The sequence below is a fragment of the Crossiella sp. NPDC003009 genome (assembly GCF_053591555.1).
Map to the genome: position 1 here is coordinate 11,812 of NZ_JBSFUA010000065.1, position 24,856 is coordinate 36,667.

23 protein-coding genes are annotated in these 24,856 nt (G+C 72.2%); 20 read left to right on the forward strand and 3 right to left on the reverse strand.

Annotated elements, in window-relative coordinates; all coding sequences use genetic code 11:
* From ACWDY5_RS38005 to ACWDY5_RS38025, 5 genes are all read left to right on the forward strand, one after another.
* Positions 1-1,188 carry an LLM class F420-dependent oxidoreductase gene (locus tag ACWDY5_RS38005; protein WP_449726979.1) on the forward strand — a complete coding sequence of 396 codons (1,188 nt, stop codon included), beginning with the start codon at positions 1-3 and terminating at the stop codon, positions 1,186-1,188.
* Positions 1,185-2,741, forward strand: coding sequence for an acyl-CoA synthetase (locus tag ACWDY5_RS38010; protein ID WP_449726980.1), 1,557 nt, complete (start codon positions 1,185-1,187; stop codon positions 2,739-2,741). Before ACWDY5_RS38005 ends, ACWDY5_RS38010 begins: the two co-directional genes overlap by 4 nt.
* 13 nt (positions 2,742-2,754) lie before the next feature.
* Complete coding sequence (locus ACWDY5_RS38015) at positions 2,755-3,219, forward strand: pyridoxamine 5'-phosphate oxidase family protein (protein WP_449726981.1); 465 nt, start codon at positions 2,755-2,757, stop codon at positions 3,217-3,219.
* Between the two features lie 68 nt (positions 3,220-3,287).
* On the forward strand, positions 3,288-4,538 hold the full coding sequence (locus ACWDY5_RS38020; protein ID WP_449726982.1) for an amidohydrolase family protein: 1,251 nt from the start codon (positions 3,288-3,290) through the stop codon (positions 4,536-4,538).
* 61 nt (positions 4,539-4,599) lie between these two features.
* The gene (locus ACWDY5_RS38025) at positions 4,600-5,385 is read left to right on the forward strand and encodes an NAD(P)-dependent oxidoreductase (protein WP_449726983.1); all 786 of its coding nucleotides are present in this window, start codon (positions 4,600-4,602) and stop codon (positions 5,383-5,385) included.
* A gap of 155 nt (positions 5,386-5,540) precedes the next feature.
* On the opposite strand, the gene ACWDY5_RS38030 is transcribed toward ACWDY5_RS38025, so the two are convergent.
* Positions 5,541-6,332: a crotonase/enoyl-CoA hydratase family protein gene (locus tag ACWDY5_RS38030; protein WP_449726984.1), complete on the reverse strand. Its 792-nt coding sequence runs from the start codon at positions 6,330-6,332 to the stop codon at positions 5,541-5,543.
* A gap of 62 nt (positions 6,333-6,394) precedes the next feature.
* Here ACWDY5_RS38030 and ACWDY5_RS38035 point away from each other — a divergent pair, with 62 nt between their 5' ends.
* Entirely contained in the window at positions 6,395-7,993 is a 1,599-nt protein-coding gene (locus ACWDY5_RS38035; RefSeq protein WP_449726985.1) for an acyl-CoA synthetase, read from the forward strand.
* On the forward strand, positions 7,974-9,071 hold the full coding sequence (locus ACWDY5_RS38040) for an NAD(P)H-dependent flavin oxidoreductase (protein ID WP_449726986.1): 1,098 nt from the start codon (positions 7,974-7,976) through the stop codon (positions 9,069-9,071). The genes ACWDY5_RS38035 and ACWDY5_RS38040 overlap by 20 nt, the downstream gene beginning before the upstream one ends.
* Here ACWDY5_RS38040 and ACWDY5_RS38045 read toward each other — a convergent pair.
* Positions 9,068-10,150 (reverse strand): acyl-CoA dehydrogenase family protein, encoded by a 1,083-nt coding sequence (locus ACWDY5_RS38045; RefSeq protein ID WP_449726987.1) that lies wholly within the window; start codon positions 10,148-10,150, stop codon positions 9,068-9,070. The two genes, ACWDY5_RS38040 and ACWDY5_RS38045, sit on opposite strands and share 4 nt — an antisense overlap.
* 21 nt (positions 10,151-10,171) lie before the next feature.
* On the reverse strand, positions 10,172-11,350 hold the full coding sequence (locus ACWDY5_RS38050) for an acyl-CoA dehydrogenase family protein (protein WP_449726988.1): 1,179 nt from the start codon (positions 11,348-11,350) through the stop codon (positions 10,172-10,174).
* A 128-nt stretch (positions 11,351-11,478) separates the two neighbouring features.
* Here ACWDY5_RS38050 and ACWDY5_RS38055 point away from each other — a divergent pair, with 128 nt between their 5' ends.
* The 13 genes from ACWDY5_RS38055 to ACWDY5_RS38115 are packed head-to-tail and all read left to right on the forward strand — an operon-like array spanning position 11,479 to position 24,715.
* On the forward strand, positions 11,479-12,561 hold the full coding sequence (locus tag ACWDY5_RS38055) for a zinc-binding dehydrogenase (protein ID WP_449726989.1): 1,083 nt from the start codon (positions 11,479-11,481) through the stop codon (positions 12,559-12,561).
* A 25-nt stretch (positions 12,562-12,586) separates the two neighbouring features.
* The gene (locus tag ACWDY5_RS38060; protein WP_449727000.1) at positions 12,587-13,480 is read left to right on the forward strand and encodes a 3-oxoacyl-ACP reductase; all 894 of its coding nucleotides are present in this window, start codon (positions 12,587-12,589) and stop codon (positions 13,478-13,480) included.
* Positions 13,481-13,500: 20 nt separating this feature from the next.
* Positions 13,501-15,012, forward strand: a complete 1,512-nt coding sequence (locus tag ACWDY5_RS38065; protein WP_449726990.1) for an aldehyde dehydrogenase family protein — start codon at positions 13,501-13,503, stop codon at positions 15,010-15,012.
* Complete coding sequence (locus ACWDY5_RS38070) at positions 15,009-15,773, forward strand: glucose 1-dehydrogenase (RefSeq protein ID WP_449726991.1); 765 nt, start codon at positions 15,009-15,011, stop codon at positions 15,771-15,773. The genes ACWDY5_RS38065 and ACWDY5_RS38070 overlap by 4 nt, the downstream gene beginning before the upstream one ends.
* Positions 15,774-15,832: 59 nt before the next feature.
* Positions 15,833-16,564, forward strand: a complete 732-nt coding sequence (locus tag ACWDY5_RS38075; protein ID WP_449727001.1) for an MlaE family ABC transporter permease — start codon at positions 15,833-15,835, stop codon at positions 16,562-16,564.
* A 13-nt stretch (positions 16,565-16,577) separates the two neighbouring features.
* The gene (locus tag ACWDY5_RS38080) at positions 16,578-17,396 is read left to right on the forward strand and encodes an MlaE family ABC transporter permease (protein WP_449727002.1); all 819 of its coding nucleotides are present in this window, start codon (positions 16,578-16,580) and stop codon (positions 17,394-17,396) included.
* Entirely contained in the window at positions 17,393-18,664 is a 1,272-nt protein-coding gene (locus ACWDY5_RS38085; protein WP_449726992.1) for an MCE family protein, read from the forward strand. The genes ACWDY5_RS38080 and ACWDY5_RS38085 overlap by 4 nt, the downstream gene beginning before the upstream one ends.
* Positions 18,661-19,695, forward strand: coding sequence for an MCE family protein (locus ACWDY5_RS38090; RefSeq protein ID WP_449726993.1), 1,035 nt, complete (start codon positions 18,661-18,663; stop codon positions 19,693-19,695). Before ACWDY5_RS38085 ends, ACWDY5_RS38090 begins: the two co-directional genes overlap by 4 nt.
* Complete coding sequence (locus ACWDY5_RS38095; protein ID WP_449726994.1) at positions 19,692-20,708, forward strand: MCE family protein; 1,017 nt, start codon at positions 19,692-19,694, stop codon at positions 20,706-20,708. The genes ACWDY5_RS38090 and ACWDY5_RS38095 overlap by 4 nt, the downstream gene beginning before the upstream one ends.
* Positions 20,705-21,844: an MCE family protein gene (locus ACWDY5_RS38100; protein WP_449726995.1), complete on the forward strand. Its 1,140-nt coding sequence runs from the start codon at positions 20,705-20,707 to the stop codon at positions 21,842-21,844. The genes ACWDY5_RS38095 and ACWDY5_RS38100 overlap by 4 nt, the downstream gene beginning before the upstream one ends.
* Positions 21,844-23,004 carry an MCE family protein gene (locus tag ACWDY5_RS38105; RefSeq protein WP_449726996.1) on the forward strand — a complete coding sequence of 387 codons (1,161 nt, stop codon included), beginning with the start codon at positions 21,844-21,846 and terminating at the stop codon, positions 23,002-23,004. Before ACWDY5_RS38100 ends, ACWDY5_RS38105 begins: the two co-directional genes overlap by 1 nt.
* Positions 23,001-24,224 (forward strand): MCE family protein, encoded by a 1,224-nt coding sequence (locus tag ACWDY5_RS38110; RefSeq protein ID WP_449726997.1) that lies wholly within the window; start codon positions 23,001-23,003, stop codon positions 24,222-24,224. Before ACWDY5_RS38105 ends, ACWDY5_RS38110 begins: the two co-directional genes overlap by 4 nt.
* Positions 24,221-24,715: a hypothetical protein gene (locus tag ACWDY5_RS38115; RefSeq protein ID WP_449726998.1), complete on the forward strand. Its 495-nt coding sequence runs from the start codon at positions 24,221-24,223 to the stop codon at positions 24,713-24,715. The genes ACWDY5_RS38110 and ACWDY5_RS38115 overlap by 4 nt, the downstream gene beginning before the upstream one ends.
* The last annotated feature ends 141 nt before the right edge of the window (positions 24,716-24,856 follow it).

Genomic DNA, 24,856 nt, shown 5'->3' on the forward strand with positions numbered 1-24,856 from the left:
ATGCGACTTGGGTTGCAGCTCGGCTACTGGGGCGCAGGCCCACCGGATGACACTCTGGAACTCGTTACCGAGGCGGAGCGAGCCGGGTTCGACGCGGTGTTCGCCGCCGAGTCCTGGGGCTCGGACGCCTTCACCCCGCTGGCCTGGTGGGGCTCGCACACCGAGCGGATCCGGCTGGGCACCTCGGTGGCCCAGCTCTCCGCGCGCAGCCCGGCCGCCTGCGCGATGCACGCGCTGACCCTGGACCACCTCTCCGGCGGCCGGGCCATCCTCGGCCTCGGCGTGTCCGGGCCACAGGTGGTGGAGGGCTGGTACGGCCAGCCCTTCCGCAAGCCGCTGGCCCGCACCAGGGAGTACGTCTCGATCATCCGCCAGGTGCTGGCCAGGCAGGCCCCGGTGCGCAACGACGGCCCGCACTACCCGTTGCCCTACACCGGCCCCGGCGCGCTGGGCCTTGGCCGCCCGCTCAAGCCGATCACCCATCCGCTGCGCGCCGACCTGCCGGTCTGGCTCGGCGCGGAGGGCCCGGCCAACATCGCGCAGACCGCGGAGATCGCCGACGGCTGGCTGGCCATCTACTACACCCCGCGACTGGCCGGGATGTACCGCGAGTACCTGGAGGAGGGCTTCGCCCGGCCGGGCGCCCGGCGCGGCCCGGCCGACTTCGAGATCGCGGTCAGCGTGCCGGTGGTGGTCACCGAGCACCCGGCGGCGGAGCTGGCCCGGCTGAAACCGGCCTATGCGCTCTACCTGGGCGGCATGGGCGCGCCCACGATGAACTTCCACGCCGACGTGTTCACCCGGATGGGATACGGCGAGGTGGTCCAGGAGGTGACCCGCCTGTTCGGGGCCGGGCGCAAGGAGGAGGCGGCGCGGGCGGTGCCGGATGAGCTGGTGGCCGAGGTGACCATCGTCGGCGACCGGGAGCGGGTGCGCGCGGAGATCGGCAGGTGGGCGGCGGCCGGGGTGACCATGCTGGTGGTCGGCTGCCGGGACACCGCGGCGGTGCGCGCGGTCGGGGAGGCAGTGGCGGGCGGGGCCGGGGAGGCAGCGGCCGTGCGCGAGGCCGGGGAAGTGGTGGCGGGCGGGACCGGTGAGGTGGCGGCGGGCCGCGGGGCTGGGGAAGCAGTGGCGGTGCGCGCGGTTGGCGCGGCCGTGGCGTCGAGCGGGAACGAGGTGGCGGGATGAGCGAGCCGACCGGACTGTGGACCATCGCCGAGGCCGAACCGGACCGGATCGCGGTGATCGAACCCGACGGCACTGAGATCAGCTACGGCGAGCTGACCAGCCGCGCCAACCGGTACGGGCGCGGGTTCCAGGCGCTGGGCCTGGCGCCGGGGGACACCGTGGTCGTGCTGCTGCCCAACTCCGCCGAGCTGCTCGCGGTGTTCTTCGCCGCGCTGCAGACCGGCCTGTACTTCGTCCCGGTGAACTGGCACCTGGTCGGCCCGGAGATCAACTACATCATCGCCGACAGCGGGGCCAAGGCCTTCGTCGCGCACGAGCGCTTCGCCGGGTCCGCGCGGGCCGCGGTCGAGGGCGACCCGGTGCCGGAGCGGGCCCGGTTCGCGGTGGGGGAGATCGACGGGTTCCGGCCGCTGGCCGAGCTGGGCGCGGGTGAGCCTCCCGGCCGGCCGGTCGACCGGGTGCTGGGCTCGCCGATGCTCTACACCTCCGGCACCACCGGCAGGCCCAAGGGCGTGCGCCGGCCGCTCACCGGGGAGCCGGTGGACGAGGTGCCCGCGCGCAACCGGCTGTTCTTCGCCCTGTTCGACCTGCAACCGCACGACGGGCACGTGCACCTGTGCGGCTCGCCGCTCTACCACGCCGCGGTGCTCAGCTGCGCCGTCGTCTCGGTGCTCTACGGGCATCCGGTGGTGCTGATGGACGGCTGGGACGCCGAGGAGATGCTGCGGCTGATCGAGCGGCACCGGGTCACGCACAGCCACGTGGTGCCCACCCAGTTCCACCGGCTGCTCGCGCTGCCTGCGGAGACCCGCGCCAAGTACGACCTGTCCTCGCTGCGCAAGCTCGTGCACGGGGCCGCGCCCTGCCCGCAGGAGACCAAGCGCCGGATGATCGACTGGCTCGGGCCGGTGATCGTGGAGTACTACGCGGCCACCGAGGGCGGCGGCGCGGTGATCGACTCCGCGCAGTGGCTGGCCAAACCCGGTTCGGTCGGCCTGCCCTGGCCGGGCTCGCAGGTCAGGGTGCTGGACGAGCAGGGAGCCGAGGTGCCGGTCGGTCAACCGGGGCTGGTGTACCTGCAGGCCGGCGCGGTGACCACCTTCGAGTACCACGGCGACCCGGAGAAGACCGCGGCCAACCGGGTGGGTGAGCTGTTCACCATGGGCGACATCGGCTACCTGGACGCCGACGGCTACCTGTTCCTGTGCGACCGGCGCAACGACATGATCATCTCCGGTGGGGTGAACATCTACCCCGCCGAGATCGAGGGCGAACTGGCGGTGCACCCGAAGGTGGCTGACGTGGCGGTCTTCGGCATCCCGCACCCGGACTGGGGCGAGGAGGTCAAGGCGGTGGTGCAGCCCGCCGACGGGGTGGCCGGGGACGCGGCGCTGACCGAGGAGCTGCTCGCCTGGGCCGGGACCAGGCTGGCCAAGTTCAAGCTGCCGCGCAGCATCGACTACCTCGACTCGCTGCCGAGGGATCCCAACGGCAAGCTGTACAAGCGAAGGCTGCGCGAACCGTACTGGGCGGGCAGCGCCCGCAACATCTGACCAGGGAGCCCGGATGAGTCGCCGCGACCAGATCACCATGTCCCCGGCCGAGGTGGAGGACTTCCTCGGCGAGCAGCGCACGCTGGTGGTGGCCAGCCTCGGCCCGACCGGGCATCCGCACGTGGTGCCGATGTGGTTCGCCCTGCTGGACGGGGAGATCGTGTTCTGGACCTACGCGTCCTCGCAGAAGGTGCTCAACCTGCGGCGGGACCCTCGGCTGAGCTGCCTGGTCGAGGCGGGGGACAGCTACGAGAAGCTGCGCGGGGTGTCCATGGAGGGCACCGCGGAGGTGCAGACCGATCCGGCCGCCGTGCTGCGGGTGGGGACCGCGATCCTCACCCGCTACGGCGGCGGCCCGGTGGACGAGGCGGCCAGCGAGCACATCGCCCGGCAGGCGGTGAAACGGGTCGCGGTCACCTTCCACCGCAGCCGGATCGCCAGCTGGGACCACCGCAAGCTCGGCCCGGGCGTGTACTGAACGAAAGTCGGCGTGCTGCTGGTCGTTCGTCGGTCTGCTCCGGACCATCCGGCCGGTAGAAAGCCGGCATGGAGATGCCACGCCGCAAGGCCATGGGACTGTTCGCCGCCGGGGCCGCCACCGTCGCACTCGGCGGATCAGCCGGTGCCGCAACGGGTTCCGGCGCGTTCGTGATCCGGGACGCCAGGGTCTTCGACGGCGAGCGGGTGCTGCCGCTCGCCTCGGTGCTGGTGGCCGACGGCCGGATCCGCGCGGTCGGCGACGTGCCCGCGCCCGGCGTCCCGGTCCACGACGGTCGCGGCCGGACCCTGCTGCCCGGCCTCATCGACTGCCACGTGCACCTCAACGAGACGGCCCGCGCCGACGCGCTGCGCTTCGGCGTGACCACCGAGCTGGACATGTTCGGCGACCCGTCCGGACTCGCCGAGGCCCGCCGCCAGCGCCGGGGCCACGCCCGCACCGGCCAGGCGGACCTGTGGTCGGCCGGGTTCGGCGTCACCGTGCCCGACGGCCACCCGCGCGGCCCCGGCTTCCCCCGGCTGACCCCGGGCGCGGACCCGGACGCCTTCGTCGGCGAGCGGGTGGCCGAGGGCTCGGACTTCATCAAGCTGGTGATCGAGGACGGCAGCCCGGAACACCCCTTCCCGACGCTCACCCCGGCCCAGGCGCGAGCCGTGGTCCAGGCCGCGCACCGCAGGGGCAGGCTCGCGGTCGCGCACGCCGAACAGCTGCACAACACCCGGATCGCCCTCGAAGCGGGCGCGGACGCCCTGGTGCACGTGTGGACCGACACCGAGGCGCCGCCGGAGCTCGTCACCGCCCTGCGCGCCGCGGGCACCTTCGTGGTGCCGACCCTGTCCGTCTACGACTGCGGCGCGAGCGCCGACTCCCTCCTGGCAGACCCCCGGATCACGCCGTACCTCTCGGCGCCGCAACGGGAGTCCCTGACCAAGCGCAGCACCCGCTGCCGCCCGTCGTTCCTGCGCAACGCCCTGGCCAACATCCGCCGCCTGCACGCCGAGGGCGTTCCGGTGCTCGCGGGCACCGACGCCACCATGCCCGGCGCCGCGCACGGCCCCAGCATGCTGACCGAGATCGCCCACCTGGTGACCGCGGGCCTGACCCAGGTCCAAGCCCTGGCCGCGGCGACCTCCGTGCCCGCCAAGCACTTCGCGCTGCACGACCGGGGCCGCATCGCCCGTGGCCAGCGCGCCGACCTGCTGCTGGTCGAGGGCGACCCGACCACCGACATCACCGCCCTGCGCGAGATCCACACCATCTGGAAGAACGGCTACCCGGTCGAACGCATGCCTGCCTAGCATGGATGGCATGCGAACCATTCGCTGGTAGCAGACCTCCCGGCGACCTAGCGTCAGCGTCGTGAACACACGGATCGCTTTCCTGGGACTGGGCACCATGGGCCTGCCGATGGCTCGCCGCCTGCTCGAGGCGGGCTACCCGCTGACCGGGTGGAACCGTTCCCCGGAACGCGCCACGGCCCTCGGCACCCGGGTCGCGAGCACCCCGGCCGGGGCAGCCAGGGACGCCGAGATCGTGGTGACCATGCTCGCCGACCCGGCCGCGGTGCTCAGTGTCGTCGCCGAACTGGACCTGCGTCCGGGCAGCACGCTGATCGAGATGTCCACCATCGGCCCGGACGCCCTGCGCGAGGTCGCCGCCCTGCTGCCCGCGGGCGTCACGCTGATCGACGCGCCGGTGATGGGCAGCGCGGACAAGGCCGCGGCGGGTGAACTGACCCTGCTGGTGGGCGGCCCGGCGGAGCCGGTGCTGCCGGTGCTGGAGGTGTTCGGCAAGGTGGTGCGCACCGGGCTGACCGGCACCGGCGCCGCGCTGAAACTGGTGCTGATCAACGCCACGGTCACCGGCGTCGCCGCGATCGCCGAGGCGCTGACCCTGGCCGAGGCGTTCGGGTTGCCGGAAGAGCTGGTGCGGGAGGCGCTCGCCGGGTCGGCGCTGGGTGGCTTGGTGGCGCGGGCCTTCGCGACCGGGGCGCACTACCCGATCCGGTTGGCGGCCAAGGACTCCCGACTGGCGGCGGACGCGGCGGAGCTGCCGCTGGCGTCGCTGGTGGCCCAGCGTTTGGCGGAGTGTCCGGCGGCGGAGGAGGACCTAGGGCAGATCGTGCGGCACTTGCGCGCCCGCTGACCGCCCGCACCGACAGCGGATTCGCCGCCACCGCCCGCAGGCTCGCCGCCCCAGTCCGCAGGCCCGCCGCCACAGTCCGCGCGCTCATCCGCAGCGCCAGCGCCGCCGCCCGCCCGCGCGTTCGCCGCCCGCCCGGCCCCGCTTGCCCCGCCCGCCTACTCCCCCCGGAACTCCGGCTTCCGCTTCTCCTTGAACGCCCTCGGCCCTTCCCGCGCGTCCTTGCTCGCGAACACCGCCGCCCCCAGCTTCGCCTCCACCGGGAACGCCTCCTCCTCCGCCATCCCCTCCGTCTCCCGCATCGTGCGCAGGATCGCCTGCACCGCAAGCGGTCCGTTCGCCGCGATCGCCTCCGCCAGCTCCAGGGCCTTCGCCAGCGCCAGACCGTCCGGCACCACGTGCCCGATCAGGCCGATCTCCCTGGCCTCGGCCGCGCCGATGTGCCGACCGGTCAGCAACAGGTCAGCCGCCACCGTGTACGGGATCTGCCTGGGCAGCCGCACCGCGCTGCCCCCCAACGGAAACAGGCCCCACCGCGCCTCCGACACCCCGAACCGCGCGCTCGCGCCGGCCACCCGGATGTCCGTCGCCTGCAAGATCTCCGTGCCGCCGGCGATCGCCGGTCCCTCCACCGCGGCCAGCAGCGGTTTGCTCAACCGGCGGCCTTTCAGCAGGGCCGGGATCACCGACAGGTCGAACCCCTCGCGGAACTGCTCGCTCGGGTGGGACTGGGCCATCGCCTTGAGGTCCGCGCCCGCGCAGAACGCGCCGCCCGCGCCGGTGAGCACGCAGGCCCGGATGGCCGGGTTGCGGTCCACCTCGTCCCAGGCCTCGCGCATGATCGCCAGCATCGGGCCGGTAAGGGCGTTGCGGGCCTCCGGGCGGTTCATCGTCACCACGAGCACGGCGTCTCGTTGTTCCACCAGGCAGTGCGGAGCGTCAGCGGACATGGAGCTTTTCTCCTCTCCATGGGCTATTGCCGGACAACGATAACACGTTCTACTTTCGAAGCGTGGCCGTCAACATAGCGGATCTCGTCGAACATGCCGTCGATCTCGTCCCCGAGCGCGTCGCCGTGATCTGCGGCGGCCGTCAGGTCAGCTACGCGGAGCTGGAGGAGCGGTCCAACAGACTCGCCCACCACCTGCGAAAAAACGGGGTCGTACCCGGTTCGCACATCGGGGTGCACGCGCGCAACTCCATCGAGGCGGTGGAGGCGATGATCGCCGCGTACAAGCTGCGCGCGGTCGCCATCAACGTCAACTACCGCTATCTCAAGAACGAGTTGCAGTACCTCTACGACAACGCCGACCTGGTCGCGCTGGTCCACGAACAGCGGCACGGCCCACTGGTGACCGAGATCCTGCCGCAGGTGCCCCGGTTGCGGCACACCGTGGTGATCCCGGACGAGTCCGGAGCCGAGTTCGCCGGGGTGCCCTACCGGGACGCGCTCGCCGACGGCGAACCGGACCGCGACTTCGCCGAGCGCAGCCCCGACGACCGCTACATCCTCTACACCGGCGGCACCACCGGGCATCCCAAGGGCGTGGTGTGGCGGCACGAGGACGTGTGGCGGGTGCTCGGCGGCGGCATCGACTTCTTCAGCGGCGCCCGGCTGCCGGACGAATGGCAGCAATGCCGCGCGGGCAAGGACTTCGCGCTGGTGCGGCTGCCGGTCGCGCCGCTGATCCACGGCGCGGCGCAGTGGGCCACCTTCCAGAGCCTGTTCGGCGGCGGCACCGTGGTGCTGGTGCCGCACTTCGACGCCGACGAGGTGTGGCAGGCGATCCAGCGGCACAAGGTCAACGTGCTCACCATCGTCGGTGACGCGATGGCCCGCCCGCTGATCGAGGCATACCACCGGGGCGGCTACGACGCCTCCTCGCTGTTCGCCATCTCCAGCAGCGCCGCGCTGTTCTCGCCCAGCGTCAAGCAGCAGTACCTCGAAGCCCTGCCCAACCTCATGCTCACCGACACGATCGGCTCCTCCGAGACCGGGTTCAGCGGCATCGGCGTGGTCGGCCGGGACGGCCAGCCCAACGACGGGCCCAGGGTCAAGGTGGACGCGGACACCGTGGTGATCGACGAGGCCGGGAAGCCAGTCGCCCCAGGGGTTGTCGGCCGCCTGGCCCGGTCGGGGCACCTGCCGCTGGGCTACTACAAGGACCCGGCCAAGACCGCGACCATGCTCACCGAGATCGACGGCCGCCGCTACGCCATCCCCGGCGACTACGCCAGGGTCGAGATCGACGGCACGGTGACCCTGCTGGGGCGCGGCAACACCTGCGTCAACACCGGCGGCGAGAAGGTCTACCCGGAGGAGGTGGAGGGCGCGCTCAAGTCCCACCCGGACGTGCTGGACGCGCTCGTGGTCGGCATCCCCGACCAGCGCCTCGGCCAGCGGGTGGCCGCCCTGGTGCAGCCAAGACCAGGGGCCGCGCCGACCTTCGCCGCGCTGGACCGGCACGTGCGCGAGCTGATCGCCGGGTACAAGGTGCCGCGCAGCCTGTGGCTGGTCGAGGAGATCGGCCGATCCGTCAGCGGGAAACCGGACTACCGCTGGGCCCAACGCTACGTCGAGGAGCACCCGGATGCGAACGTCGCTGTGTGAGGTGCTGGGCATCGAGTACCCGGTGCTCGGCTTCACCCCGTCCGAGCACGTGGCCGCCGCGATCAGCCGCGCCGGCGGCCTCGGCGTGCTGGGTTGCGTGCGCTACAACCGCGCCGAGGACCTGGACGCCGCGCTGGACTGGATGGACGCCAACACCGGCGGCCGGCCCTACGGCGTGGACATCGTCATGCCTGCCGCCGCCCCGAAGGAGGGCACCGCGGTCGACCTGGACGCGCTGATCCCGCCGGCACACCGCGAGTTCGTCCAGCGCACCCTGGCCGAACTGGGCGTGCCGGAGGCCGAAGCGGGCGAGCCCGGCGGGGTGCTCGGCTGGCTGCACTCGGTCGCCCGGTCCCATGTGGACGTCGCCCTCGGCCACCCGATCCGCCTGATCGCCAACGCCCTCGGCCCGCCGCCGATCGACGTCATCGACCGCGCGCACCAGCACGACGTCCTGGTCGCCGCGCTCGCCGGTCGGGCCGAACACGCGGTCCGCCACATGCTCGGCGGGGTGGACATCGTGGTCTCCCAAGGCTATGAGGCCGGTGGGCACACCGGGGAGATCGCCACCATGGTGCTGCTGCCGGAGATCGTGGACGCGGTCGGCGGCCGGGTCCCGGTGCTAGCCGCGGGCGGGATCGGTTCCGGTTGCCAGGCCGCGGCCGCGCTTGCCCTTGGCGCGCAAGGGGTCTGGATGGGGTCCTGCTGGCTGACCAGCGCCGAGTACACCCTCGGCGGCCCGAACTCGGCCACCCAGCGGGCCCTGTTGGCCGCCCGCTCCAGCGACACCGTGCGCTCGCGCATCTACACCGGCAAACCCGCGCGCCTGCTGCGCACCCGCTGGACCGAGGCCTGGTCCGCCCCCGACGCGCCTGAACCCCTGCCCATGCCGCTGCAGAACCTCCTGGTGAACGAGGCCCACCACCGCCTCGCCGCGGCCGACGACCCGGAGGTGGTGGCCATGCCGGTCGGCCAGATCGTCGGCCGGATGAACCAGATCCGCCCGGTCGCCGACCTGATGGCCGACCTGGTCCAGGAGTTCGACGAGACCGTGGCACGCCTGTCCAAGCTCCGCTAGGGGCGGCGCAGCAGCTCGGCCCCCAGGGTGCGGAGCTGGGGGGTGGCGCTGCCCAGTGCGAACTCGGCGTGCTTGGCGGCGGTGAAGTAGCGGTGCAGCTGGTGGTCCAGGTCGATGCCGACGCCGCCGTGCACGTGCACCGCAGTGTGCGCCACCCGGTGGCCTGCGTCGGCGGCCCAGAACTTGGCCGTGGCCAGGGACTCCGAGCTGGGCAGGCCCTCGCTGACCCGCCAGGCCGCCTGCCACAGGGTGAGCCGGATGCCCTCGACGTCGACGTAGGCGTCGGCCAGGCGCTGGGCCACCGCCTGGAACTGACCGATCGGCCTGCCGAACTGGACCCGCTCGCGGGCGTAGGCCGCGGTCAGCTCCAGCGCCCGCTCGGTGACGCCCAGCTGCAGCGCGCACCAGCCGAGCACGCCCCTGGTGTGCAGGAACTCCACCGCCGCGCCGTCCAGCACCCGGTCGGCGGACAGCGGAGTGCCGCTCAGCTCCAGCCAGGCCGTGCCCGCGCCGTCGACGACCTCCTGCCGCCGCACCGACACCCGCGAATCCTCTGGAGTCACCAGGAAGACCCGGCGGCCGTCCGGGGTGTCCGCGGACACCAGGAACAGTGCGGCGATCCCGCCCGCGGGCACCGCGGTCTTGGCGCCGTTGAGCAGCCAGCCCTCGGCGGTGCGTTCGGCGGTGGTGGCCGACTCGTCGGTCAGCGCCGCGGTCAGCACCGACTCCCCGCTCAGCGCGCCCGGCAGCCAGCGCTCCCGCACCGCCGGGTCACCGAACTCCGCGATCGCGGAGGCGGCCAGCACGGTCGAGGCCAGATAGGGCACCGGAGCCACCGCCCGGCCCAGCGCGATGAGCACCGAGCATTGCTCCAGCACGCCGTAGCCGGAACCGCCCAGCTGCTCAGGGATACCGGCCCCGAGCAGCCCGGACGCGCCAAGATTATTCCACAGTGGACGGTCGAACCGGTCCGGCCCGGACTCCGCCGCGCGCAGTCGCTCCTGGGTCACCTCACGCGCCAGGATCTCACCGGCCACAGTGGACAGTGCCTGCTGGGCCTCGGTCATGCTGAAGTCCACGGAGTCTCCCTGGGACACGAGTCAGCGGCGGATGGGCAGGCCGAGGGCGGTGGCGGCCACGATGTCCCGCTGCACCTCGTTGGTGCCGCCGCCGAAGGTCAGGATCAGGCAGGAGCGGTGCAGCCGCTCGATCTTTCCGTGCAGCACGGCCCCCGGCGCGCCCGCGCGCAGCGTCGCGGCCGGGCCGAGCACCTCCATCAGCAGCCGGTAGGCCTCGGTGGCCAGCTCGGTGCCGTACACCTTGGTCGCCGAGGCGTCCGCCGGGGTCGGGGTGTGCGCCGCGCCCCAGGCGATCCGCCAGTTCAACAGCTTCAGGTACTCCACCTTCGCGTGCACCCTGGCCAGGTGGATCCGCACCCATTCCTGGTCGGCCACCAGCCCGCCGTCGGGCAGCTTGGCCGCCTTCGCCCAGTCCAGCACCTCCTGCAACGCGGTGCGCAGCGGTGCGGCCGAGGTGAGCGCGACGCGTTCGTGGTTGAGCTGGTTGGTGATCAGCGGCCAGCCCTTGTTCTGCTCGCCCACCAGCGCCCCGGCCGGCACCCGCACATCGCTGTAGTAGGTGGCGCTCGTGCCAGGACCGGCCATGGTGCGCACCGGCGTCCAGGAGAACCCCGGCACGTCGGTCGGCACGATCAGCACGCTGAGCCCCTTGTGCTTGGGCGCGTCCGGATCGGTGCGGCAGGCCAGCCACACGTAGTCGGCGTACTGGATCAGGCTGGTCCACATCTTCTGCCCGTTGACCACCCACTCGTCCCCGTCCCGCACCGCCCTGGTGCGCAACGAGGCCAGGTCGGTGCCCGCCTCCGGCTCGGAGTAGCCGATGGCGAAGTGCAGCTCGCCCGCGGCGATCCTGGGCAGGAAGAAGGACTTCTGCTCCTCGGTGCCGAAGCGCATGATGGTCGGCGCCACGCTGTTGAGGGTCAGGAACGGCACCGGCGCGCCCGCGGTGGCCGCCTCGTCGGTGAAGATCAGCTGGTCCAGCAGCGGCCTGGCCTGCCCGCCGTACTCGCGCGGCCAGCCCAGCGCGAGCCAGCCGTCCCGGCCCATCTGCCGCACCACCTCCAGATAGGTGGCGCGGTCGCCGTAGTCCCCGCCGCCGGAGGTCAGCGCCGCGCGGCGATCCGGCGTCATCAGCTCGGCGAAGTAGGCCCGCAGTTCCGCGCGCAGCTGCTGCTGTTCCCGCGAGTACGCGATCCGCATATCCCGATACTAGAACACGTTCTTTCGAAGAAACACCCGTGCCACTCAGTTGGCCCTTGCTCGGAGTGAGAACACATTCTACTGTCGGTCCCCATCCGAGGCCGCACTACTCGTCGAGGGGTGGACCGGTGAAGGCTGCCGTGCTGAACCAGGTGGGGGACGACCGGCTGGAGCTGCGCTCCGATGTGGCCACGGTCCCGCCGGGCCCCCAGGAGGTGCGGGTCGCGGTGCGCGCCTCCGGCATCTGCCACAGCGACCTGCACGCCATGGACGGCACCCTGCCCGCGCTCGCGCCCGGCGTGCTCGGCCACGAGGGCGCGGGCGAGGTGGTGGAGATCGGCTCCGCGGTGACCGACCTCGCGGTCGGCGACCACGTGCTGATCACCTTCGTGCCTGCCTGCCTGCGCTGCAAGAACTGCCTGCGCGGCCAGCCACACCTGTGCGCGGTGTACGCGATCGAGTCCTTCACCCACCCCCGCTTCACCTCACGCGACCAGCCGCTGTTCGGCTTCGCCGGCTGCGGCACCTTCGCCGAGGAGCTGGTGGTGCCCGCGCCCGCGGCGATCAAGGTGCCCGAGGACGTGCCGTTCGAGATCGCCGCGCTGATCGGCTGCGGTGTGCTCACCGGCGCGGGCGCGGCGCTCAACACCGCCAGGGTGGAACCCGGCTCGACCGTGGTGGTGATCGGCTGCGGCGGGGTCGGCGTGTCCACCTTGCAGGGCGCGCGGATCGCCGGGGCCAGCACGATCATCGCGGTGGATCCGGTGCGGGACAAGCACGAGGCCGCGCTCAAGTTCGGCGCCACGCACACCGGCACCCCGGAGGAGCTGCCCGGCCTGCTCGGCGAGCTGACCGGCGGGGAGGGCGTGGACTACGCCTTCGAGGTGGTCGGCCTGCCCGCCACCATCCGCTCCGCCTGGGACTCCGCCCGCCGCGGCGGCACCGTGGTCGTGGTCGGCGCGGGCCGGGCCGACGCCCAGGTCACCTTCTCCGCCCAGGAGCTCTTCCTGCACGAGAAGCGGTTGCTGGGCTCCTTCTACGGATCGGCCGACGTCCGCCGCGACTCGGCCAAGATGATCGACTTCTGGCGGGCGGGGCTGCTCGACCTGGACGGCATGATCAGCCGCCGGCTGCCCCTGGATGACATCAACGACGGCCTGTCCACCCTGCCCGGCGGCACGGTGATCCGGCAGATCGTGACCTTCGACTAGGCGGGTGTCGCTTGTGGACAACGGGGTGAGCCTGTCCGGCAAGGTCGCCGTGGTGACCGGCGCCGGCGCCGGACTGGGGCAGGCCGAAGCGCTGGCCCTGGCGAAAGCCGGGGCGAGCGTGGTGCTCAACGACCTGCCCGGCGCGGCCGAGGAGACCCTGGCACTGATCCAGGAAGCCGGGGGAGCGGCCACCGTGGTCGCCGGGGACATCGCCGAGCGGGCCACCGCGGACGCGCTGCTGGCCGCCGCGCTGGCCGAGTACGGCGGGCTGCACGTGGTGGTCAACAACGCCGGGGTGCTGCGCGACCGGATGCTGTTCAACCTCTCCGACGAGGACTGGGACCTGGTGGTGCGGGTGCACCTGCGCGGGCACTTCCTGTTGTCCCGTAACGCCAGCGCCTACTGGCGGCAGCAGGCCAAGCACACCGGCGCGCCGGTGTACGGCCGGATCGTGAACACCGCCTCGGAGTCCTTCCTGCTCGGCTCACCCGGCCAGGCCAACTACGCCGCGGCGAAAGCGGGGATCGCCGCGCTGACCATCTCCACCGCCAGGGCGTTGGCGCACTACGGCGTGCGCGCCAACGCGATCTGCCCGCGCGCCCGCACCGGCATGACCCGGCACGTCTTCGGCGAGGCCCCCGCCGAGGGACTCGATCCCCTTGACCCGCAACACGTCGCGCCGTTCGTGGCCTACCTCGCCGCGCCCGTGGCCGAGTCGATCAACGGGCAGGTGTTCGTGGTGCACGGCGGCATGGTCGCGCTGCTCGCCCCGCCCAGCGTGGAACAGCGGTTCGTCAGCGCGGGCGAGACCTGGAGCCTGGCCGAGCTGGACGCCACCGTCGGCGAGTACTTCACCGGCCGCCCGGCCGACCGCGGCTTCGCCTGCATCGAGCTGAACGCGCTCCAGGCCCGCCCCTGACCGTCTGCAAAGGAGTAGCCATGCCGCTCACCGTGTTGCCGCACCGGGACACCGCGGGCCTGTCCGAGGGTCACCTGCTGATCGACGGCAAGTGGCGGGCCGCGGCCGACGGCGCGGTGTGGCGGCACCGGCACCCGGCCACCGGTGAGGAGATCGGCACCTTCGCGGTGGCTGCCGGGTCCGATGTGGACGAAGCCGTGCGCACCGCGCGCCGCGCCTTCGACGACGGGCCGTGGCCCAACGCCCGCGCCGGGGTGCGGATCAGCACCCTGCACCGCTACGCCAACCTGCTGCGCGAGCACACCGACGAGCTGCAACGGTTGCAGGCGCTGGACAACAGCGTGCCGCTGTCCTTCGGCGGGATCTACACCACCTCGGTCGGCGCGGCCGCTGACGTCTTCGACCACCACGCGGGCTGGATCGACAAGCTCGGCGGCGACACCCTGCCGCCGTACCAGGGCGGCGACCACCTGGCGATGACCTTCCGCGAGCCGATCGGCGTGGTGGCCGCGATCCTGCCCTGGAACGCGCCGTTCCTGCTGTTCGCGCAGAAGCTCGCGCCCGCGCTGGCCGCCGGGTGCACGGTGGTGCTCAAGCCCTCGGAGTACGCGACCTTCTCCGTGCTGCGCATGGTCGAACTGTTCGCCGAGGCCGGGCTGCCCGACGGGGTGGTCTCGGTGGTCACCGGACCCGGTGAGTCGGTCGGCGAGGCGCTGATCACCCACCCGGCGGTGGACAAGATCAGTTTCACCGGCAGCCGCGCGGTCGGCAAGCGGATCGTGGAAGCCTCCGCCGGGACCCTCAAACGAGTTTCCCTCGAGCTGGGCGGGAAGAGCCCCAGCCTGGTGTTCCCGGACGCGCCCAACGTCGGCCTGGCCGGGATGACCTCGATGGGCACGGTCACCATGGGCCTGTCCGGCCAGGCCTGTGTGGCGCACAGCCGGGCCCTGGTGCACCGGGAGGTCTACGAGGAGTTCCTGGCCGGCGCGCAGATGATGGCCGCCGCGATCACCTACGGCGACCCGTTCGACGCCGCCACCCTGGCCAGCCCGCTGATCAACGAACGCCAGCTGGCACGAGTGCTCGGCTACATCGACCGCGGCCAGCAAGAGGGCGCTCGGCTGGTCACCGGCGGGTCCAGGGTGGACGGTGAGCTGAGCACGGGCAACTTCGTGCAGCCCACCATCTTCGCCGACGTGCACAACGAGATGGCCATCGCGCGGGAGGAGATCTTCGGCCCGGTGCTCGCGGTGGTCCCGTTCACCGACGAGGACGAGGCGATCCGGCTGGCCAACGACACCGAGTACGGCCTGGGCGCCGGGATCTACACCGCCAACGCCCAGCGTGCCTTCCGCCTCGCCCGCAAGCTGCGCGCCGGAACCATCGGCATCAACGGCTTCACCGTCGAACCGCACCTGCCCTTCGGCGGCTTCAAGCAGTCCGGGCTGGGCCGCGAGGGCGGGCGCAGCGCCTTCGAGGCCTACACCGAGCTGAAGACCGTGCTGCTACCGCTGACCGAGGAGCTGATGTGAGGCTGGAGGGCAAGGTCGCACTGGTCACCGGCGCCGCCAGGGGCCTCGGCGAGGCCGTCGCCCGCCGGTTCGTCGCCGAGGGCGCCCGGGTGGTGCTGGCCGACATCGCCGATGACACCGGCACCGGCCTGGCCGCCGAGCTCGGTCCCCAGGCCAGATATCGGCACCTGGACGTGGGTGCCGAGGACGACTGGGCCGGGGTGGTGGCCGAGACCGTCGCCGACTTCGGCCGGATCGACGTGCTGGTCAACAACGCCGCCGTGCTGCACTTCGCGCCGCTGGCCCAGACCACGCTGGCCGACTACCAGCGGGTGGTGCGGGTCAACCAGGTCGGCTGCTTCCTCGGCATGCGCTCGGTGATCCCGGTGATGACCGGGGCCAGGCGCGGCTCGATCGTCAACCTGTCCTCTGTGGAGGGTCTGGCCGGCATGCCGACCCTGTCCGCCTACACCGCCACCAAGTTCGCCATCCGCGGCATGACCAAGGTGGCCGCGCTGGAACTGGCCGCGCAGGGGGTCCGGGTCAACTCGGTGCACCCCGGCGCGATGGACACCAGCATGGCCGGTGAGGCGCTGGGCGGCATCGAGCTGGACCGGGGCGCGATGGGCAAGCTGGTGCCGATGAAGCGGATCGGCCAGCCCGCGGAGGTGGCCAACGTGGTGCTGTTCCTGGCTAGCGACGAGAGCTCCTACTGCACCGGCGGGGAGTTCGCCGCCGACGGCGGGGCCACCGCGACGCACGCGTTCGGGGTGGTCGGGTGACGGCTTCCCCGGTGGGGCAGGGCTTTCCGGGCCTGGCGGCGTTGCGCCAGGTCGGGCGGATGGCCGTGCTCTCCTGGGAGGTGCTGGTCTGCCTGCCGCGCAGGCCCTTCCCGCTGGCCGAGTCGATCCGGCAGGCCTGGTTCTTCGCCAGCGTCACCATCCTGCCCACCGCGCTGGTCGCGATCCCCTTCGGCGCGGTCATCTCGCTGCAGCTGGGCTCGCTGACCCAGCAGATCGGCGCGCAGTCCTTCACCGGCGCGGCCGGCGCGCTGGCCATCATCCAGCAGGCCAGCCCGCTGATCACCGCGTTACTCGTCGCGGGGGCGGGCGGATCGGCGATGTGCGCGGACATCGGGGCGCGCACCATCCGCGAGGAGATCGACGCGATGGAGGTGCTCGGGGTCTCCCCGGTGCACCGGCTGATCCTGCCCCGCGTGCTCGGCGCGATGCTGATCGCGGTGCTGCTCAACGGGGTCGTCAGCGTGGTCGGCGTGCTCGGCGGGTTCTTCTTCAACGTGGTGCTGCAGGGCGGCACGCCCGGCGCCTACCTGTCCAGCTTCTCCGCACTGGCCCAGCTCTCCGACCTGTGGATCAGCGAGTTCAAGGCCTTCCTCTACGGCTTCGTGGCCGGGATCGTGGCCGCCTACCGCGGCCTCAACCCCTCCGCGGGGCCCAAAGGCGTCGGGGACGCGGTGAACCAGGCCGTGGTGATCACCTTCCTGCTGCTGTTCCTGATCAACATGGTGATCACCGGCGTGTACCTGCAACTCGTCCCGGCCAAGGGCGGGTGAGCCGGTGGTCGTGCTGGCGCGCAAACCCCGGTTGCCGGTCCCCGGGCTGGAGGCACTGGGCCGCCAGCTCTGGTTCTGCCTGCGCGCCCTCGGCCTGATCCCGCTCGCGATCCGCCGCTACACCAAGGAGATCCTGCGGCTGCTCACCGAGGTCAGCTTCGGCAGCGGCGCGCTCGCGCTGATCGGCGGCACCCTCGGCGTGATGATCGGCATGACCGTGTTCACCGGCGCGGTCGTCGGCCTGCAAGGCTACTCCGCGCTCAACCAGCTCGGCACCTCCACCCTCACCGGGTTCATCTCGGCCTACTTCAACACCCGCGAGGTGGCCCCGCTCTCCGCCGGGCTGGCGCTCTCGGCCACGGTCGGCTGCGGGTTCACCGCCCAGCTCGGCGCGATGCGCATCTCCGAGGAGATCGACGCGCTGGAGGTGATGGGCGTGCCGAGCCTGCCCTACCTGGTCACCACCCGCATCCTGGCCGGGCTCGGCGCGGTGGTCCCGCTGTACGTGGTCGGCCTGCTCTGCTCCTACCTGGCCTCCCGGGTGGTCACGGTGCTGTTCTACGGCCAGTCCGCGGGCACCTACGACCACTACTTCGGCCTGTTCCTGCCACCGGCCGACGTGCTGTGGTCCTTCCTCAAGGTGATCGTGTTCGCCGTGGTGATCATCCTGGTGCACTGCTACTACGGCTACACCGCCAGCGGCGGACCGGCCGGGGTCGGCGTGGCGGTGGGCCGGGCGGTGCGCGCGGCGATCGTGGCGCAGATGTTCCTCGACCTGTTCCTCAGCCTGGCCATCTGGGGCTCCACCACCACGGTGCGGATCGCCGGATGAACGATCGCCTCTCACCTCTGCGCTGCCAGCTCCTCGGGCTGGTGTTCCTGCTGGTGGTCGCGCTGTTCGTGGCGGGCTCGATCGCGGTGTACCGCAAGGCGTTCACCCCGGTGGCCACCGTGCTGCTGGAGGTGGACCGGGCGGGCACGCAGCTGCGGGCAGGCGCGGATGTCAAGGTGCGCGGGCTGATCGTCGGCGAGGTCAGGGAGATCAGGGCGGGCGCGGACCGCGCGGTGCTGGCACTGGCCCTGCAACCGGAGCGGATCTCGCTGATCCCGGCCGAGGTCACCGCCCGGCTGCTGCCCAAGACCCTCTTCGGCGAGCGCTACGTGGCCCTGCAACCACCGGCCCAGCGCAGCGGTAAGTCCCTTGTGGACGGTCAGACCATCGGCCTGGACCGCAGCCAGGCCGCGGTGGAGATCGAGAACGTGCTCAACGACCTGCTCCCGGTGCTCACCGCGGTCCGCCCCGACCAGCTCTCCGCCACCCTCACCGCGATGGCCAACGCCTTGCAGGGCAGGGGAAAGCAGCTCGGCGACACCCTGGTCCGGCTCGGCGACTACCTGGACGGCCTTTCCGGCTCGCTGCCGGACCTGCGCGCCGACCTCAAGGCCCTGGCCGCGGTCGCCGACACCTACACCACCGCCGCCCCGGAGCTGTTGCAGGCGCTGGCCGACGCCACCACCACGACCAGGACCGTGCTGGACCAGCAGCACAACCTGCGCGCCCTGTTCGGCAACGTCACCCTGGCCGCGGTGGACCTGGAAGCCTTCCTGAAGGTCAACCGGGACAACCTGATCGCGCTGGTCGCCGAGGGCAAGCCAACCCTGGAGGTGCTGGCGAAGTACGCGCCGGAGTACCCGTGCCTGCTGGAGCAGCTGGTCGCGATGATCCCCAACGCGGACCGCGCCTTCGGCAAGGGCAGCAAGAACCCGCACATCGCCAAGTTCACCCTGGAGATCACCGCCAGCCGCGGCAAGTACCAGCCCGGCGTGGACGTGCCCAAGTACCTGGACAAGCGCGGCCCCCGCTGTTATCCGCCCGCGGTGCCGCCCGGCCGGTTCCCGCAGTACCCGCCGGGCGGCCCGGTGCAGGACGGCTCCACCCACCCGGCCGCCGCGCCCGCGCTGGCCGGCTCCCGGCCGGAACGCGAGCTGATCGGCGCGCTGGCCGCGCCCCTGCTGGGCAAACCGGTGTCCGAGGTGCCCGAGTGGGCGGGGCTCATGCTCGGACCGATGTTCCGGGGTGCGGAGGTGACCCTGCGATGACCGTGTTCTCCCCACTGGCCAAGCTCACCGTGTTCACCGCGGTGACCGTGACGCTGACCGCGTTGCTGGCGCTGACCATCGCCAACTCCACCGCGGGCCCGAAGTCGGCGTACTCGGCCAGGTTCACCGACGTCACCGGCCTCAACGTCGGCGACGAGGTCCGCATGTCCGGCGTGCGCCTGGGCAGCGTCACCCAGATCGCGGTGGCAGACCAGAAACAGGCCAGGGTCGAGTTCGAAGTGGACAGTGCGGTGCCGCTGCCTGCCGCGGTCACCCTCACCGTCAAGTACCGCAACCTGGTCGGCCAGCGCTACCTCGCCCTTGCCCTGGACGGCGACGTGCGGGAGAAACTGCCCTGGGGCGCGGAGATCCCGCTGTCCCGCACCCGGCCCGCGCTCAACCTCACCGTGCTGTTCAACGGGTTCCGCCCGCTGTTCCAGGCGCTCAACCCGGAGCAGGTGAACAAGCTGGCCGGGGAGATCATCCAGGTGTTCCAGGGCGAGGGCGGCACCATCGAGAGCATCCTCGGCCACACCGCCTCGCTCACCTCCGCGATCGCGGCCAAGGACAAGGTGATCGGCGAGGTGGTGGCCAACCTGAACACGGTGCTGGACACCGTCAACGACCGCACCGGCGAGCTTACCGGCCTGCTCGACCAGCTGCAACGACTGGCCAGCGGCCTGGCCGCGCAGCGCCAGCCGATCGGCTCGGCCATCACCGCGCTCGGCGAGCTCACCGAGGTCACCGCGAACCTGTTGGACCAGGCCCGGCCGGCGCTCAAGGCCGACATCGGCGCGCTCGGCCAGATCGCCGGACAGCTCGGCAACCGCAGCGACCTGCTGGAGAACTTCCTGGACCGCTTCCCCACCAAGGTCCGCTCGATCGCCAGGGTGGCCAGCTACGGCGGCTGGTTCAACTTCTTCGCCTGCCGCATCTCCGGCAAGGTCGGCGTCGGCGCGCTCGGCCTGACCGTGGACCTGCCGGTGCTGCCGCTGGCCGGCACCCCGATGCCGCCACGGTGCAGCCAGTGAGGCGGGTGAGCGCGAGCGCGCAGACCAGGATCGGCGCGGTCACCGTGATCGGCCTGCTGCTGGGCACCGTGGCCGCCTTCCACGCCGAAGACCTGCCGATCATCGGCGGCGGCACCACCTACACCGCCGAGTTCGCCGAAGCGGGCGGGCTGCGCACCGGCAACGAGGTCCGGGTGGCCGGGGTCAAGGTCGGCCGGGTGACCACGATCAGCCTGGCGGGCAACAAGGTCCTGGTCGGCTTCCGGCTCACCGAGGTCCGCCTCGGCGAGCGCACCACCGCGGCCATCGAGATCAAGACCCTGCTCGGCGACAAGTACCTGTCCCTGGTCCCCGACGGCGCGCAACCGCAGCCGCCGGACCGGCCGATCCCGCTGGCCCGCACCACCACGCCCTTCGACGTCACCGACGCGGTCAACCAGCTCGGCGACACCGTGTCCAAAGTGGACACTCAGCAGCTGGCGGACAGCTTCCGGGTGCTCACCGACACCTTCCGCAACACCCCGGAGAAGACCAAGTCCGCACTGGACGGCCTGTCCGCGCTCTCCCGCACCATCGCCAGTCGCGACGACCAGCTGGCGGCGTTACTGGCCAACACCTCCCAGCTCAGCGGCACCCTGGCCGGTCGAGATGAACAGCTCCGGCGACTGATCGCCGACGCCGGCCAGTTGCTCGGTGAGCTGGACCGGCGCAAGGCCGCGATCAGCGCGCTGCTGCGCGGCACCAAGGAGCTCGCCCAGCAGCTCAAGGGCCTGGTCGCGGACAACCGGGCCCAGCTCGGCCCGGCGCTGGCCGAACTGGACAAGGTCACCGGGATCCTGCAACAGAACCAGGACAAGCTCAGCGCCGGACTGCGCGACCTGGCCCCGTACGTGCGGCTGTTCAACAACACCATCGGCAACGGCCGCTGGTTCGACGGCTACTTCTGCGGCCTGGTCCCGCCCTACGCCAAAATCGGCGTGTTCGAGATCAACGAGAACATCTGCACCCCGCCGCTGACCGGAGGCGGCCGATGATCCACCGCGCCCTCGTCTTCGCCTGTGTCATCGCGCTGCTGCTCAGCGCCTCCCTGGTCTGGCTCCAGGGCGGTTCCGGCGGCACCACGGCCACCGCGTTCTTCACCCGCACCGTCGGGCTGTACCCGGGTTCGGAGGTGCGGGTGCTCGGCGTGCCGGTCGGCCGGGTTCGCGCGGTGACCCCGGAGGGCGAGCGGGTGCGGGTGCGCTTCGAGCTCGACCGCGGCATCCGGGTCCCGGCCGAGGCCAGAGCCGTGGTGATCGCGCCCAGCCTGGTCAGCGACCGCTACCTCCAGCTCACCCCCGCCTACGAGCAGGGCCCGGAGCTGGCTGCCGGCGCGGAGATCCCGCTGGCGCGCACCGCGATCCCGGTCGAGCTGGACGAGCTGCTCGGCAACGTCGGTGAGCTCAGCCGGGCCCTCGGCCCCGAGGGCGCCAACCGCGGCGGCGCGCTCTCCGGCCTGCTGGACACCGCCGCGGCCAACCTCAAAGGCAACGGCGCCAAGGTCAACGCCACCGTCAAGGACCTCGCCGCCGCCGCGGAAACCCTGAACCGCTCCCGCAAGGACCTGTTCGGCACCGTCGACGGCCTGCGCAAGTTCACCGCCGCGCTGGTCGCCTCCGACGGCCAGCTGCGCGCCTTCAACAACCGGCTGGCCTCGGTCAGCGGACACCTGGCCGCCGAACGCGAGCAGCTCGGCGGCGCACTGGAGGCGCTGGCCGGGGCGATGGTGGACGTCAAGGAGTTCATCACCGCCAACCAGGACCGCCTCAAGTCCACAGTGGACAAACTGGCCAGCGTGACCAAGGTGCTGGTGGACCAGCGGGCCGCACTGGCCGAGGTGCTCGACGTGGCCCCGCTGGCCGCCACCAACTACCTCAACAGCTACGACGCCGCCTCCGGCACCTTCGCCGTCCGCGGCGCGATCAACGAACTGACCTATCCGCCGGTCCTGCTGCTGTGCCGGGTCATCCAGGCCGGCACCCCGAAACAGCTGCCCAAGCTCCTCGGCGACGCCTGCGCCCAGCTCGCCCCCCTGCTCGACGGGGTGCTGAAACTGCCCAGCCCGGCGGAGATCCTGGCCGGTCTGCAACAGGGCCGCCTGCCCAAGCTGCCGCTGCTGGGAGGCCGATGATGCGCAGGCTGTTGCTCGCGCCGGTGCTGCTGCTCGCCGGGTGCACCGGGATGTACGGGGTGCCGCTGCCGGGCGGGGCGGATCTGGGGGAGGCGCCGTACCGGGTGACCGTGCACTTCGCGGACGTGCTGGACCTGGTGCCGCAGGCCGGGGTGAAGGTGAACGACGTCGCGGTGGGGCGGGTGGAGGAGATCCGGCTCGGCGCGGACTACGCGAGCGCGGAGGTGCGGCTCGCGGTGAACGGGGCGGTCCGGTTGCCGGGCAACGCGATCGCGCGGTTGCGGCAGTCGAGCCTGCTGGGGGAGAAGTTCGTGGAGCTGGCCGCGCCCAAGGAGCCGGCGGGCCAGCTGGCGGCGGGGGCGGTGATCCCGGTGGCGCGGACCAACCGCAGCACCGAGATCGAGGAGGTGCTCGGCGCGCTGTCCCTGCTGCTCAACGGCGGCGGGGTCGGGCAGCTGCGGACCATCACCACTGAGCTGGACGCGGCGCTGGCCGGGAACGAGGCCAGGCTGCGCGGGCTGTTGTCCACAGTGGACAAGGTGGTGGCCGACCTGGACGGGCAGCGGCTCGACATCACCAGGGCGATCGACTCGCTCAGCCGGTTGTCGGCGACCCTCCTCGCTCAGCGGCACAACCTGACCACCGCGCTGGAACACCTCGCGCCGGGGCTCGCGGTGCTCAACACCCAGCGGGACCAGCTGGTGGAGATGCTGCGGGCGCTGGACAAGCTCGCGGTGACCGCCACCGACACGGTGCGCCGCAGCTCGGCCAACCTGGTCGCCGACCTCAAGCTGCTGGAACCGGTGCTGCGCAAGATCGCCGAAGCGGGGGAGAACCTGCCCAAGTCGCTGGAGATCCTGGTGACCTTCCCGTTCACCGACCAGACCCTGCAAACCCTGCGCGGCGACTACGTCAACGCCGACGTCAAGCTGGACCTGGACCTGAGCTCCGTGCTGGACAACCTCACCCGCGCCAACCAGCCGATCATCCAGCCGCCAGGCGGCGCGCCGCGAAACCCGGGGCAGCCGCCCGCCGCCCCGCTCCTGCCCGGTGCGCCCGCGCCACCCAGTACGCCCGGAATGCCTGGCGGCTCGGGCGATCCCGGTCTGCTGGGCGGGCTCGGCGGGCTGCTGAACAGCCTCCTGGGTGGCCCCCGATGAACCGCGCGGTGATCATCCGGATCGGCGTGTTCCTGGCCATCGCCGCGCTCGGTCTCAGCTACGTCGGTGCGCGGTACGCCGGACTGGACCGGCTCTTCGGCGCGCGCGGCTACCTGGTCACGCTGCGACTGGCTGACTCCGGCGGCATCTTCACCAACGCCGAGGTCACCTACCGGGGCGTCGCGGTCGGCCGGGTCGGCCAGCTGCACCTGACCGAGCGCGGACTCGACGTGGACCTGGACATCGAGCACTCCGCACCGCCCATCCCGGCCGACACCGAGGCGGTGGTGGCCACCCGGTCCGCGGTCGGCGAGCAGTACGTGGACCTGCGGCCCAAGCACACCAACGGTCCCTACCTGGCCGAGGGGTCGGTGATCGAGCAGCAGCGCACCGCCATTCCCGCGGAGGTGTCCTCGGTGCTGGCCGACGCGCACCGGCTGGTCAAGAGCGTGCCGGTGGACTCGCTGCGCACCGTGGTCGGCGAGCTGCACACCGCCTTCGCCGACGCGGGCCCTGACCTGCGCCGCCTGCTGGAGAGCGCGGACAGCCTCACCCGCACCGCCGCCCAGCACCTGCCGCAGACCAAGGAGCTGCTCGCCAACGCCAGGACCGTGCTCGGCACCCAGCAGGAGCAGAGTCGCCAGATCACCGACTACAGCCGCAGCCTGCGCGAGCTGGCCGACCAGCTCCGCCGCTCGGACCCGCACCTGCGCACCCTGGCGGAACAGGTCCCCGAGGTCGCCGCGCGCACCGACGACCTGCTCCGCCGCTCCGGCACCGGACTGTCGGTGCTGCTGGCGAACCTGTTGACCACCAGCCGGATCACCAGCGCCCGCACCGCGGGACTGGAACAGCTGCTGGTCGCCTTCCCGGTGATCACCGCGACCTCGCCGACCGCCTCCGGTGACGGCACCGGCCACCTGGGCCTGGTGCTGAACTTCTTCGACCCGTTCAGCTGCACCAAGGGCTACGAGGGCACCAAACAACGCCCAGGCAAGGAAACCAGCGACGCCCCGCTGAACAACAAGGCCTACTGCGCCGAACCCCCGAACAGCCCCACCGGCGTCCGCGGCTCCCAGAACGCCCCCTACGGCGGCCGCCCCGCGACACCCTCCGCACCCCGCCAGCAGACGCCGGACCTGCCCGGCCCGCTGGGTCTGCTCGGACCGCAGCCCGGTCCGCGGACGCTGGGACAACTGCTCGGGCTGGAGAACCGGTGAAGGCCGTGCTGGGTGTGCTGGTGGTGCTGGCGGTGGCCGCCGCGGGCTGGTTCGGGTGGGGCTGGTGGTCGGCCAGCGGTGATCCCGGGTTGCGGCAGGCGGTCGAGCGGGACGCGGCGCTGGCGGCGGGACAGGCGGCGGTGGTCGAGCTGAACACCCTGGACCACCGGGATGTGGAGGCCGGGCTGGCGCGGTGGCGCGCGGTGGCCACCGGGACGCTGCTGGAGGAGCTGAGCCAGCACAAGGAACAGCACGCCAGGGACATCAAGACCGCCCGCACGACGACCACCGCGAAGCTGCTGTCCGCCGCACTGACCACTGTGGACGGTCGGGCGGGGGCGGCGACGCTGATCGCGGCGGTGGAGGTCACGGTGGCGCGCGAGGGGGCGCAGGCGAGCACGCAGCGGAGCCGGTTGTCGGCGGAGCTGGTGCGGACGGCGCAGGGGTGGCGGGTGGGGCGGTTGCAGACGATGGGGGTGGGCGGGCCGTGACGCGGGGGCGGGCGGGGAAGAAGGCGGTGCGGCGGGCCAGGGTGGTGGCCGGGCGGCATCCGAAGCCGGTGGCGGCGAGCGCGCGAGGTGGGGCGGCGGAGGCGTCGGCGGGGGCGTCGGCGGGGGCGGAACTTGCCGGGC

Bases quoted from the DNA above. Each gene is read 5' to 3' on its own strand.
- ACWDY5_RS38075 (WP_449727001.1), top strand. From the start codon at position 15,833: ATGGCCGTGCTCTCCTGGGAGGTGCTGGTCTGCCTGCCGCGCAGGCCC.
- ACWDY5_RS38065 (WP_449726990.1), top strand. From the start codon at position 13,501: ATGCCGCTCACCGTGTTGCCGCACCGGGACACCGCGGGCCTGTCCGAG.
- ACWDY5_RS38100 (WP_449726995.1), top strand. From the start codon at position 20,705: ATGATCCACCGCGCCCTCGTCTTCGCCTGTGTCATCGCGCTGCTGCTC.
- ACWDY5_RS38110 (WP_449726997.1), top strand. From the start codon at position 23,001: ATGAACCGCGCGGTGATCATCCGGATCGGCGTGTTCCTGGCCATCGCC.
- ACWDY5_RS38040 (WP_449726986.1), top strand. From the start codon at position 7,974: ATGCGAACGTCGCTGTGTGAGGTGCTGGGCATCGAGTACCCGGTGCTC.
- ACWDY5_RS38030 (WP_449726984.1), bottom strand. From the start codon at position 6,332: ATGTCCGCTGACGCTCCGCACTGCCTGGTGGAACAACGAGACGCCGTG.
- ACWDY5_RS38020 (WP_449726982.1), top strand. From the start codon at position 3,288: ATGGAGATGCCACGCCGCAAGGCCATGGGACTGTTCGCCGCCGGGGCC.
- ACWDY5_RS38090 (WP_449726993.1), top strand. From the start codon at position 18,661: ATGACCGTGTTCTCCCCACTGGCCAAGCTCACCGTGTTCACCGCGGTG.
- ACWDY5_RS38085 (WP_449726992.1), top strand. From the start codon at position 17,393: ATGAACGATCGCCTCTCACCTCTGCGCTGCCAGCTCCTCGGGCTGGTG.
- ACWDY5_RS38005 (WP_449726979.1), top strand. From the start codon at position 1: ATGCGACTTGGGTTGCAGCTCGGCTACTGGGGCGCAGGCCCACCGGAT.
- ACWDY5_RS38105 (WP_449726996.1), top strand. From the start codon at position 21,844: ATGCGCAGGCTGTTGCTCGCGCCGGTGCTGCTGCTCGCCGGGTGCACC.
- ACWDY5_RS38050 (WP_449726988.1), bottom strand. From the start codon at position 11,350: ATGCGGATCGCGTACTCGCGGGAACAGCAGCAGCTGCGCGCGGAACTG.
- ACWDY5_RS38010 (WP_449726980.1), top strand. From the start codon at position 1,185: ATGAGCGAGCCGACCGGACTGTGGACCATCGCCGAGGCCGAACCGGAC.
- ACWDY5_RS38015 (WP_449726981.1), top strand. From the start codon at position 2,755: ATGAGTCGCCGCGACCAGATCACCATGTCCCCGGCCGAGGTGGAGGAC.